Annotated in this window: 10 protein-coding genes; 3 read left to right on the top strand and 7 right to left on the bottom strand. The window is 61.6% G+C overall.

The features are described 5' to 3' along the window. Positions 1-72: 72 nt before the first annotated feature. From MB84_RS06400 to apbC, 4 genes are all read right to left on the bottom strand, one after another. On the bottom strand, positions 73-1,293 hold the full coding sequence (locus MB84_RS06400) for an ISL3 family transposase (protein WP_046289972.1): 1,221 nt from the start codon (positions 1,291-1,293) through the stop codon (positions 73-75). A 211-nt stretch (positions 1,294-1,504) separates the two neighbouring features. Then, a complete protein-coding gene (locus MB84_RS06395) occupies positions 1,505-3,790 on the bottom strand; it encodes an arginine/lysine/ornithine decarboxylase (RefSeq protein ID WP_046291164.1) in 2,286 nt (761 codons plus the stop codon). 106 nt (positions 3,791-3,896) lie between these two features. Then, positions 3,897-4,466, bottom strand: a complete 570-nt coding sequence (dcd, locus tag MB84_RS06390; RefSeq protein ID WP_039373928.1) for a dCTP deaminase — start codon at positions 4,464-4,466, stop codon at positions 3,897-3,899. Between the two features lie 165 nt (positions 4,467-4,631). Beyond that, positions 4,632-5,714, bottom strand: a complete 1,083-nt coding sequence (gene apbC, locus MB84_RS06385) for an iron-sulfur cluster carrier protein ApbC (protein WP_046291163.1) — start codon at positions 5,712-5,714, stop codon at positions 4,632-4,634. Positions 5,715-5,987: 273 nt separating this feature from the next. Here apbC and MB84_RS06380 point away from each other — a divergent pair, with 273 nt between their 5' ends. After that, a complete protein-coding gene (locus MB84_RS06380; RefSeq protein ID WP_046291162.1) occupies positions 5,988-6,650 on the top strand; it encodes a YiaD family glycine zipper/OmpA-like lipoprotein in 663 nt (220 codons plus the stop codon). Positions 6,651-6,924: 274 nt separating this feature from the next. Here the strand turns inward: MB84_RS06380 and MB84_RS06375 are convergent, their stop codons facing one another. Continuing rightward, the gene (locus MB84_RS06375; RefSeq protein WP_046291161.1) at positions 6,925-8,145 is read right to left on the bottom strand and encodes an ISL3 family transposase; all 1,221 of its coding nucleotides are present in this window, start codon (positions 8,143-8,145) and stop codon (positions 6,925-6,927) included. A 207-nt stretch (positions 8,146-8,352) separates the two neighbouring features. Between MB84_RS06375 and metG the strand changes: the two genes are divergently transcribed. Beyond that, positions 8,353-10,467, top strand: a complete 2,115-nt coding sequence (gene metG, locus MB84_RS06370) for a methionine--tRNA ligase (protein ID WP_046291160.1) — start codon at positions 8,353-8,355, stop codon at positions 10,465-10,467. 82 nt (positions 10,468-10,549) lie between these two features. On the opposite strand, the gene MB84_RS06365 is transcribed toward metG, so the two are convergent. After that, positions 10,550-11,011 carry an Lrp/AsnC family transcriptional regulator gene (locus tag MB84_RS06365; protein WP_039403921.1) on the bottom strand — a complete coding sequence of 154 codons (462 nt, stop codon included), beginning with the start codon at positions 11,009-11,011 and terminating at the stop codon, positions 10,550-10,552. Positions 11,012-11,127: 116 nt separating this feature from the next. On the opposite strand from MB84_RS06365, the gene MB84_RS06360 reads away from it, so the two are divergent. Continuing rightward, positions 11,128-11,370, top strand: coding sequence for a DUF6356 family protein (locus MB84_RS06360; protein WP_046293487.1), 243 nt, complete (start codon positions 11,128-11,130; stop codon positions 11,368-11,370). Positions 11,371-11,436: 66 nt separating this feature from the next. Here MB84_RS06360 and bamE read toward each other — a convergent pair whose 3' ends face one another. Beyond that, on the bottom strand, positions 11,437-11,973 hold the full coding sequence (gene bamE / locus MB84_RS06355; protein WP_046291159.1) for an outer membrane protein assembly factor BamE domain-containing protein: 537 nt from the start codon (positions 11,971-11,973) through the stop codon (positions 11,437-11,439). Positions 11,974-12,092 lie beyond the last annotated feature (119 nt).

Below are 12,092 nucleotides of genomic sequence, written 5' to 3'. Positions count from 1 at the left end.
AAGTTGCACACCGCTAATCGGCGTATGCGAAGGCACCACCGCCACATACGCGCCTTGGCCGAAAAAAAAGGTTCATTGAGCATTACCGGGGAAGGCGGCGCGGATTTTGAGGAAGAAGTATTCCTGGTCTCGGTAGCCGTAGGCGCGCCGCTTAATGACCTTGATAGTGTTGTTAATGCCCTCAACGATGCTGGTGTTTAGACGATGTCGGCATCTGGCCAGGATGCCATGCAGATAGCCTTTCAGACGCTGAGCGAAGGTGTTCAAGGGGGCTATTCCGCTTTGCTCGGCCTGCTCGCACCAGTGGTGCCAGGCTTGTTTTGCCCAGGCAGGTCTTCGGTAGAACCAGAGCCGCTTGAGTTCGTCCCTCAGGACATAGACCGTCAGCAGCGGCTGGTTGGCTTGCAGCAATTCGTCGAGCCGGACGGCCTGCTGCCGGTCTAGCTTGTCGCGGTTGCGCAATAACAGCCAGCGGCTCGATTTGATGACCCGGCGCGCGGGACGGTCCTGGCGCAGTTGGTTGGCCTGATCCACGCGCACCCGATCAATGACCTCTCGTCCGTACTTGGCCACGACATGGAACAAGTCATAGACGATCTCCGCCCGTGGGCAGTGGGCCTGGATTTCTAACTCGTAGGCCGTAGTCATGTCGATGGCTACGGCCTTGATGCGTTGGGCGACCCCACGCGGCAATTGCTCGAAGAACGCCCGAGCCGTCTCGCGTGAGCGTCCTGGGCCGATCCACAGCACCTGCCTGCTGATCGGATCGACGACTACCGTCGCGTACCGATGCCCTTTATGCAGGGCGAACTCGTCCATCGCTAAATACTCGATCCTGGACCAATCCGGTTCGCGCACTGACGCTCGGAGCCGGGCCTTGTCCAGCGTCTTGACGGTATGCCAACCCAGCTCGAAGAACCTCGCCACCGCCTGCACGTTGCTCGATTGCAGCAATTGGCTGCAGGCCGCCGCAAGCCGATCCGTCACCCGCTGGTAGCGACCCAGCCAAGTAAGCCGCTCCAGGCGCGGGCCACCGCATTGCTCACACAACAAGCGCCGGCGTGGAACATGAAGAACAACCCGGTACTCAAATAACGGCAGATCTCGCACCCGGCGCACCGTGGTCTCATGGACCTGGCGACATCGTGCGCCGCACTGCTCGCACAGCATCACCTTGGCGGTTGGCTTCAAATAGATCGACAGCGTGCGCCCTGTGCCCTCGGGCCACTCCACGCGTTCGACGGCATAGCCCTGCCAGCCTCCCAGCGACTCCAGCAGCTTGCGATCCAGCATCTCCACGCACTCCTGATGGCAAATTCCTGCCATCAAGAGTACGAAAACTTGTCAAATCCCTCCACGCTATTGCGCGATGAACCAAAAAAAAGCCCCATGCTTTCACATGGGGCCGCACTTTTCCGATGTTTGTCGGCCGGATTTTCGGGCCGCGCCGGACTCGCTTCGCAGCGAGTCGGCGAGTCAGCGCATCGCCGCATGGCGAATGCGCTTACTGTCGCACGCAGTCCACGAAGTACTCGGGACGGCCGTCGACCTCCTCGACCACCAGACCGTGAATGTCGGTATGGAAGCCAGGGAAGCGCTCGTTGAAGTCGCGCGCAAAACGCAGGTATTCGATGATCGCGGCGTTAAAGCGCTCGCCCGGGATCAACAGCGGAATGCCCGGCGGATACGGCGTGAGCAGCACGCTCGTGACACGGCCTTCGAGATCGTCGATAGGCACCCGGTCGATCTGGCGGTGCGCCAGCTTCGCGAAGGCGTCCGTCGGCTTCATCGCAGGTTGCATGTCCGAGAGGTACATCTCGGTCGTCACGCGCGCCACGTCGTTCGCCTTGTACACGCTGTGGATCTGATCGCACAGGTCGCGCAGACCAATGCGCTCGTAACGCGGGAACTGCGCGACGAACTCCGGCAGTACACGCCACAGCGGACGGTTGTGATCGTAGTCGTCCTTGAACTGTTGCAACTCGGTCAGCATCGAGTTCCAACGGCCCTTGGTAATGCCGATCGTGAACATGATGAAGAACGAGTACAGGCCGGTCTTCTCCACGATGATGCCGTGCTCGGCCAGATACTTCGTGACGATGGCGGCCGGAATGCCGCTCTCGCCGAACTCGCCGCCCACGTCCAGCCCCGGCGTGATGATCGTCGCCTTGATCGGGTCGAGCATGTTGAAACCGTCGGCCAGATCGCCGAAGCCGTGCCAGCGGTCGTTCGAGCGCAGCACCCAGTCCTCGCGCTGGATCGGGCCCTCGTCGCCCAGATTCTCCGGACCCCAGACCGAGAACCACCACGAATCGCCGTACTCCAGGTCCACCTTGCGCATGGCACGGCGGAAATCGAGCGCTTCGACAATCGACTCTTCGACCAGCGCCGTGCCGCCCGGCGGCTCCATCATGGCGGCGGCCACGTCGCACGACGCGATGATCGCGTACTGCGGCGAGGTCGACGTGTGCATCAGATACGCTTCGTTGAAACGGTACGTATCGAACGTGCGCGCTTCCGAATCCTGCACCACGATCTGCGACGCCTGCGAAATCCCGGCGAGCAGCTTGTGCGTGGAGTGCGTAGCGTAGATGGTCGCTTCCGACGAGCGTGGACGGCCTTCGCCGATGGCATGCATGTCGCGGTAGAACTCGTGGAACGCCGCGTGCGGCAACCAGGCTTCGTCGAAGTGCAGCGTGTCGATGTTGTTACCCAGCACGTCCTTGATCATTTCGACGTTGTAAATCACACCGTCGTACGTGCTTTGTGTAATCGTCAGAATGCGCGGCTTGGCGTTCGGGTCGCGTTCGAGCACTTCGCGCGCGAACGGGTTGGCTTCGATCTTGGCGCGAATCACGTCCGGCTCGAATTCCGACTTCGGAATCGGGCCGATGATGCCGAGGTGGTTGCGCGTGGGCGTGAGGAACACTGGCACCGCGCCCGTCATCGTGATCGCGTGCAGGATCGATTTGTGGCAGTTGCGGTCGACGACGACGATGTCGCCCGGCGCCACCGTGGCGTGCCAGACGATCTTGTTCGACGTCGACGTACCGTTCGTCACGAAGAAGAGGTGATCCGCGTTGAAGATGCGCGCAGCGTTGCGCTCGGACGCGCCCACCGGACCGTTGTGGTCGAGCAACTGGCCGAGTTCTTCCACGGCGTTGCAGACGTCGGCACGCAGCATGTTCTCGCCGAAGAACTGGTGGAACATCTGACCGACCGGGCTCTTCAGGAACGCCACGCCGCCCGAGTGCCCCGGGCAGTGCCACGAGTACGAACCGTCTGCCGCGTAGTGCGTGAGCGAGCGGAAGAACGGCGGCGGCAGCGAGTCGAGGTACGACTTCGCTTCACGAATGATGTGACGCGCCACGAACTCCGGCGTGTCTTCGAACATATGAATGAAGCCGTGCAGCTCGCGCAGGATGTCGTTCGGGATGTGGCGCGACGTGCGCGTCTCCCCGTACAGGAAAATCGGAATATCCGGATTGCGGCGGCGCACTTCCTGCACGAAGGCACGCAGGTTGATGATGGCCAGCGCGAGTTCGCCTTCGCCTTCACCGCCTGCTTCGCTCGAAAACGTGCCGAACTCGTCGTCGTCGATGGACAGGATGAAGCTCGACGCGCGGCTCGCCTGCTGCGCAAACGAGGTCAGGTCGCCGTAGCTGGTGAGGCCGTTGACCTCCATGCCCTCGGCTTCGATAGCCTCCGCCAAAGAACGAATCCCGGATCCGGAAATGTTTTCGGAGCGGAAGTCCTCGTCGATGATGACGATCGGAAAACGGAATTTCATTGGCGTTCCTTCGACAAAAGAACGAGCCACGGTCCGACATGGCCGTGGCTCTGGGGCATTGCGATGTGTGGGGTGCTCACCGGCGGCGAGTATGGCGCCTGGCAGGCTAGGTTTTCGGCAGCGTGACACCACGCTGTCCCTGATACTTGCCGCCGCGATCCTTGTACGACGTCTCGCAGACTTCGTCGGATTCGAAGAACAGCACCTGAGCCACGCCTTCGTTGGCGTAGATCTTGGCCGGCAGCGGCGTCGTGTTCGAGAATTCCAGGGTCACGTAGCCCTCCCATTCGGGTTCGAACGGCGTTACGTTCACGATGATGCCGCAGCGGGCATACGTCGACTTGCCCAGGCACACGGTCAGTACGCTGCGCGGAATGCGGAAGTATTCGACGGTGCGCGCGAGCGCGAACGAGTTCGGCGGAATGATGCAGACATCGCTCTCGACGTCGACGAAGGATTTCTCGTCGAAGTTCTTCGGATCGACGATCGTCGAGTTGATGTTCGTGAAGACCTTGAATTCAGGCGCACAGCGAATGTCGTAGCCGTAGCTCGACGTGCCGTAGCTGACGATCTTTTGCCCGTCCTGGGAATACCGGATCTGCGACGGCTCGAAGGGCTCGATCATGCCGTGCTCCTCGGCCATACGACGGATCCATTTGTCGGACTTGATGCTCATGTGTGGGCCTGAATTGGGGGAGTACGTAAAAAGTGGGCATATTTTACGCGAATGTTGCGGTGCGGTGATGTTTTCACTCGCAGCGCCCCACGCCGGGCCTTCCGGCCCGGCCCGACGGGCTTCGTGACGTGCCCACCCAGCCTTCAGGCCGTCTTCATGCCGTCCTTACGTGTTCTGCACGACGATCGACGGGAATTTGCTCGTCATGTCCTTCTGGCGCGCCGCAATCTTCACCGCGACCTTGCGGGCGATGGCCTTGTACAGCTCGGCCACACGGCCGTCCGGGTCGCCCACCACGCTCGGCATACCGGCGTCTGCGTGCACGCGGATGCTCATCTCCAGTGGCAGCTTGCCCAGCAGATCGACATCGAAATCGTGGCTCATGCGCTCGCCGCCACCCACGCCGAAGATCGGCTCCTCGTGCCCGCAGTTCGAGCAGATATGCAGACTCATGTTCTCGATCAGCCCCAGAATCGGCACGCCGACCTTCTCGAACATCTTGAGACCCTTGCGCGCGTCGAGCAGCGCCAGATCCTGCGGCGTCGTCACGATGACCGCGCCCGTGACCGGCACCTTCTGTGCGAGCGTGAGCTGGATGTCGCCCGTACCCGGCGGCATGTCGACGATCAGATAGTCGAGGTCGTGCCAGTTGGTCTGGTTAAGCAGTTGTTCGAGCGCCTGCGTGACCATCGGGCCGCGCCAGACCATGGGATTGTCCGGCTCGATCAGGAAGCCAATGGAACTGGCCTGCAAGCCGTGACCGTTCATCGGTTCGAGGGTCTTGCCGTCCTTCGATTCCGGCTTGCCGTGAATACCCAGCAGGGTCGGCAGCGACGGGCCGTAGATGTCAGCATCGAGAATGCCGACATTCGCGCCTTCGGCCGCCAGTGCGAGCGCGAGGTTCACGGCCGTGGTGCTCTTGCCCACGCCGCCCTTGCCCGAGGCCACAGCCACGATGTTCTTGACATTGGGAAGGAGCTTCACCCCGCGTTGTACGGTGTGCGCTACGATCTTCTGGCCGATTTCGACGGCTACGCGCTCGACCCCGGGCAGCTTGCCGATGGCCTCGGTAATACGCGTGCGCATCGCTTCGAACTGGCTTTTGGCGGGATAACCGAACTCGATCTGAATACCGACGTGGCCGTGCTCGGCCGCGACTTGCTTGACATACTTGCCGGCGATCAGGTCCAAGCCTGTATCCGGGTCGACGATACCACGCAGCACTTCATTGATTTGGGCGACTTCCATAGGGTCTCTCGCTCTGTCGAGGCGCACCGGGACGACCCGGCGTAGCGCTAACAACTTGTAACAACCGTGGCGCACGCTCTCGACTAGCATTCGAGGCGCGCGTGTTATGGGGAACCAGCCGTCGCGGCAAGATGTCCTTGCCTGCGGTTGAAGCTCAGCGCTATTGTAAAAGACGTCGCGCCGTCAGGCTCAAAACCCCTGCGGCGCGCGCGTGCTTCAACGAAGTGCTTACGCGTGTTTCATCACAGCTAGCTAATCGATAAGGAGCCTCAAATGAATAAGAACACTCTGCGCGCTTCCGCGCTCGTGCTGGTCTCGGCCGCCATGCTGGCCGGATGTCAGACGCAGCAGGGCACCAACACGGCAGTCGGCACCGGCGTCGGCGCAGCAGTCGGGGCGGGGCTGGGCAACCTCATCGGAGGCAATACCACCGGCACCCTGATCGGCGCCGCAGTTGGCGCAGCCGCCGGCGGGGCCACGGGCTACAACTGGCAGTCCATCAAAAACACGCTGGGCGGTCACACGGCCGGCACCGGCACCCAGATCTCCGAGCGTCCGGACGGCCAGCTCCAGGTCAACGTGCCGAGCGACGTGACGTTCGACACGAACCAGTACGCCATCAAGCCGAACTTCGCCGCCGTGCTCACCGATCTGGCGAACTCGCTTAACCAGAATCCGGGCATCACGGCCCGCGTAATCGGCCATACCGACAGCACCGGTGGCGACCGCATCAATATCCCGCTCTCGCAAAATCGTGCCAATGCGGTCATTCAGTATCTGACCTCGCGCGGCGTCGATGCTCGCCGTCTCCAGGGCGTGGGCGTCGGCTCCAGCCAGCCGGTCGCCTCGGACGCCACGGCAGAAGGCCGCGCGCAGAACCGTCGCGTGGAAATTCTCCTCCAAGCGCCTCAGCAACAACAGCAAGCGCCTCGCTAAGCGCGTCGCGAAGTATCACCGGACCGACATCCGATCAGTCCATGCAAACGCATGCCCGGTTCGCCGGGCATGCGCGCTTCTGCCCTCCAATGGCTCTCCGCCCGCCCGCATGCTGCAACGCAGCATCGAAAATCCGCACATCGGTTGAACTAATCCCCTGCCCCGTCGCTCAGACCCTTCGGAAGTGCCTACCGTGGGCGCTTTCATCTCCTCTTTGTTATTGACGTTACGTGTGCCTAGTTATGCCGGAACCTCGTTCCGGCTTTTTTTTGGTTCATTGAGCATTACCGGGGAAGGCGGCGCGGATTTTGAGGAAGAAGTATTCCTGGTCTCGGTAGCCGTAGGCGCGCCGCTTAATGACCTTGATAGTGTTGTTAATGCCCTCAACGATGCTGGTGTTTAGACGATGTCGGCATCTGGCCAGGATGCCATGCAGATAGCCTTTCAGACGCTGAGCGAAGGTGTTCAAGGGGGCTATTCCGCTTTGCTCGGCCTGCTCGCACCAGTGGTGCCAGGCTTGTTTTGCCCAGGCAGGTCTTCGGTAGAACCAGAGCCGCTTGAGTTCGTCCCTCAGGACATAGACCGTCAGCAGCGGCTGGTTGGCTTGCAGCAATTCGTCGAGCCGGACGGCCTGCTGCCGGTCTAGCTTGTCGCGGTTGCGCAATAACAGCCAGCGGCTCGATTTGATGACCCGGCGCGCGGGACGGTCCTGGCGCAGTTGGTTGGCCTGATCCACGCGCACCCGATCAATGACCTCTCGTCCGTACTTGGCCACGACATGGAACAAGTCATAGACGATCTCCGCCCGTGGGCAGTGGGCCTGGATTTCTAACTCGTAGGCCGTAGTCATGTCGATGGCTACGGCCTTGATGCGTTGGGCGACCCCACGCGGCAATTGCTCGAAGAACGCCCGAGCCGTCTCGCGTGAGCGTCCTGGGCCGATCCACAGCACCTGCCTGCTGATCGGATCGACGACTACCGTCGCGTACCGATGCCCTTTATGCAGGGCGAACTCGTCCATCACTAAATACTCGATCCTGGACCAATCCGGTTCGCGCACTGACGCTCGGAGCCGGGCCTTGTCCAGCGTCTTGACGGTATGCCAACCCAGCTCGAAGAACCTCGCCACCGCCTGCACGTTGCTCGATTGCAGCAATTGGCTGCAGGCCGCCGCAAGCCGATCCGTCACCCGCTGGTAGCGACCCAGCCAAGTAAGCCGCTCCAGGCGCGGGCCACCGCATTGCTCACACAACAAGCGCCGGCGTGGAACATGAAGAACAACCCGGTACTCAAATAACGGCAGATCTCGCACCCGGCGCACCGTGGTCTCATGGACCTGGCGACATCGTGCGCCGCACTGCTCGCACAGCATCACCTTGGCGGTTGGCTTCAAATAGATCGACAGCGTGCGCCCTGTGCCCTCGGGCCACTCCACGCGTTCGACGGCATAGCCCTGCCAGCCTCCCAGCGACTCCAGCAGCTTGCGATCCAGCATCTCCACGCACTCCTGATGGCAAATTCCTGCCATCAAGAGTACGAAAACTTGTCAAATCCCTCCACGCTATTGCGCGATGAACCTTTTTTTTTGGCCGCGCGCTTTTGGGCGACGCCCCCCCTGCTCCGACGCCCGTTTGGGCGCGGGCGGCGCCCGCCTGCTAGAATCGTCCTTTCCCGCACCCCTCAACCCACATAGTCAAACCACATGTCCCGCCGCATTCTTGTCACATCCGCACTGCCGTACGCCAATGGCCAGATTCACATCGGTCACCTGGTGGAATACATCCAGACCGACATCTGGGTACGGTTCATGCGAATGCAGGGCCATGAGGTCTACTACGTTGGCGCGGACGATACGCACGGCACGCCGGTCATGCTGCGCGCCGAAAAGGAAGGCCTCACGCCCAAGCAACTGATCGAGCGCGTGTGGACGGAACACAAGCGCGACTTCGACAGCTTCAACATCTCGTTCGACAACTACTATTCGACGGACTCGGAAGAGAACCGCGAATTGTCCGAAAACGTCTATCTCGCCCTGAAGGAACAGGGCCTGATCGAGGCGCGCGACATCGAACAGGCGTACGACCCGGTCAAGGAGATGTTCCTGCCGGACCGCTTCATCAAGGGCGAATGCCCGAAGTGCGGCGCGAAGGACCAGTACGGCGATTCGTGCGAAGTCTGCGGCTCGACCTACGCGCCGACCGACCTGCTCAATCCGTACTCGGTCGTCTCGGGCGCCACGCCGATTCGCAAGACGTCGACGCACTACTTCTTCAAGCTCTCGGACAAGCGCTGCGAGCAGTTCCTGCGCAAGTGGGTGTCGGGCCTCGCCCAACCCGAAGCGGCGAACAAGATGAAGGAGTGGCTCGGTGAAGATGGCGAGTCGACGCTCGCAGACTGGGACATTTCGCGCGATGCGCCCTACTTCGGCTTCGAGATTCCGGGCGCGCCGGGCAAGTATTTTTATGTGTGGCTCGACGCACCGGTCGGCTACTACGCCAGCTTCAAGAATCTGTGCGCCAAGCGCGGTCTGAACTTCAACGAATGGGTCAAGCCCGGTTCCACGACCGAGCAGTACCACTTCATCGGCAAGGACATCATGTACTTCCACACGCTGTTCTGGCCGGCGATGCTCGAATTCTCGGGCCATCGCACGCCGACCAACGTGTACGCCCACGGCTTCCTGACCGTGGACGGCCAGAAGATGTCGAAGTCGCGCGGCACGTTCATCACGGCCCAAAGCTTCATCGATACGGGGCTGAATCCGGAGTGGCTGCGTTATTACATCGGCGCCAAGCTCGGCAATACGATGGAGGACCTCGACCTGAACCTCGATGACTTCATCGCCCGGGTGAACAGCGATCTGGTCGGCAAGTACGTAAACATCGCCAGCCGTGCCGCGGGCTTCCTGATCAAGCGTTTCGACGGCCGTGTCTCGGCGGACGCCATGAACGCACCGTTGCTCGCACAGGTGCGCGCCGCTGCCCCGCAGATCGCCGCGTATTACGAAGGTCGCGAGTTCGGCAAGGCGCTGCGTCTGGTGATGGAACAAGCCGACGCGATCAACGGTTACGTCGATACGGTCAAGCCGTGGGATCTGGCCAAGGACCCGGCACAGGCTGCGGCGCTGCACGAGGCTTGCTCGGTGTGTCTGGAAGCGTTCCGCTTGCTGACGCTGTACCTCAAGCCGGTGCTGCCGACGACGTCGCAAGCGGTGGAGCAGTTCCTGAACATCGCCCCGCAGACGTGGCAGGACGTGAACCGTCCGCTCACCGCCGATGCCGCCATCAACGCGTACAAGCATCTGATGACGCGCGTCGAAGGCAAGCAGGTCGAAGCGCTGCTCGCCGCCAACCGCGACTCGCTGCAAGCGACGGCCCCGGCGGCCGACGCCGCAGCAGCGAAGGGCAAGGACAAGGCGGCGAAGTCCGAAAAATCGGAGAAGGCTGACAAAGCATCCGAGAAGGCCGACGACGGCATCATCACCATCGACGACTTCGCCAGGATCGATCTGCGCATTGCACGCATCGTCGATTGCAAGGCCGTCGAAGGGTCGGACAAGTTGCTGCAGCTCACGCTCGACGTCGGCGAAGCACAAACGCGCAACGTCTTCTCCGGCATCAAGTCGGCGTATCCGCAGCCCGAAGTGCTCGTGGGCAAGCTGACGGTGATGGTCGCTAACCTCGCGCCGCGCAAGATGAAGTTCGGCATGTCGGAAGGCATGGTGCTCGCCGCTTCGGCCGCCGACGGGAAGGCCGAACCGGGCATCTACATTCTTGAGCCGCACAACGGCGCGAAGCCCGGCATGCGTGTGAAGTAACGCGCAGTCCCAAAAGCGAAACACCCCGAGCGCCGACGATTCGGCCTCGGGGTGTTTTGTTTTGGGGCGTCGGAGGGCTCGCTTATCGCAAGTGGTCCACGGGCAACGCCGTGGTGAACTTCACCGTCTCCATCGAAAAGCTGGCGCTGATGTCCTGAAGATCGGCCACGCGGATGAGCTTTTTGTAGAAACGGTCATAGGCTGCAATGTCGGGCAGATAGACCTTGAGCAGATAGTCGATCTCGCCCGCCATGCGATGAATTTCGACGATTTCGGGCAATTCCCGTGCGCCCGCGACGAAACGGACCATCCAGTCCTCGCTGTGCGTGGCCGCCTTGATGAAGACGAACGCCGTGACGCGCAAGTCGAGTTGCTGCGGATCGCACAGCGTCACCTGCCCGGTGATCACGCCGCTTTCGCGCAGACGCTGCACCCGCCGCCAGCAAGGCGTGGGCGATAGATGCACCGCTTCGGCCAGCTCTCCGAGTGAGCGCGAGGCATCGGATTGCAGATTTTCGAGAATTGCGAGATCGGTTTTATCCACGATGACACCTGGGAGGAAAATTTTTCCAAATCCTACCCTATTCAAGAGATGATTTGGAAGCCTTTACCCGGCGACGGCAGGTAGACTTCATAAATTCTCCGAGAAAAATGCTCGCCATGAAAATCTTCACTCAACACCCTGCCTCAGTCAGCGAAAACTACCTCCAGCATATGGGGACATCGATGTCGTTCGCCCTGCCCCTGTTCGGCGCATGCCTTGCGTGCTTCGTCCATGCGGCGCTGCCGTTCATGTTCGAGAAGACCGGCAGCCGGATCATCACGCGTTTGCACGACCGGATGGTGACGCATCGCGATCGCCGCACGGGTCGTCAGACGCAATCGCCTCAGGCAACTCGGTAACATCGGGCCATCCCATCGTCATCGCTGCGGCGAACGCGACGCATAGCCCGCCCGAAGCGTCACCCGTCACGGCCGCTCCGACGCCGGATCCGGCGAGCGCGACGTCACCGTGACGCGGCCGTCAGGGCCGAAATGGGCGTTGAATATGCCCGGCGTGTTCACGCCGTCCTCGAGCCAGCGCCAACTCCACACCGTCTCCTTCTTCAGACGATATTCCGCGACCGTCGTCGGCTTGCCGAGCAGACGTCGCACGTCGTCCTGCGACATGCCCGGCTGCACCTGCTGGAAATTCTCCGCCGCGAGCGCCTGTGTCACGCTGCGCAGCTTGCCGTCGGCGGCAATGTCGACCATATAGGTCCGCAACCCGCCCGGGGAGCGCGGATATTCGAGACGGCGCGAACCGTCGTCGTTCTCCCACACGATCTCCGGCTTGCCCATCTGATCGCGCACCTGCGCCTCGGTCGTGACGCCCGGTTTGAGGTCGCGCAGCATCAGATCGTCCGGTTTGACGGCGTTGAACGTGTCCCGCGCCTTTTCACGCACCTTGTCGATTTGCTGCTGATCGCAGCCGAACAGTCCCAACAGACTCGCAAGCAATCCCATAGCGACTCCCCAACGAAGGCCCCGGCGCGCCCCTGATTCGCGCGCCCCAAGTTCGAAATCGAGCGACGTTTTCATCGATACCCTCCTTTTCTCTGTTGTCGGCCACGCGCCCGCATCAC

Origin of the sequence: Pandoraea oxalativorans, from assembly GCF_000972785.3 — a bacterium.
Lineage (GTDB): Bacteria > Pseudomonadota > Gammaproteobacteria > Burkholderiales > Burkholderiaceae > Pandoraea > Pandoraea oxalativorans.
The sequence above is the reverse complement of the archived record's forward strand: the minus strand, read 5'-3'. Positions and strand labels throughout refer to the sequence as shown.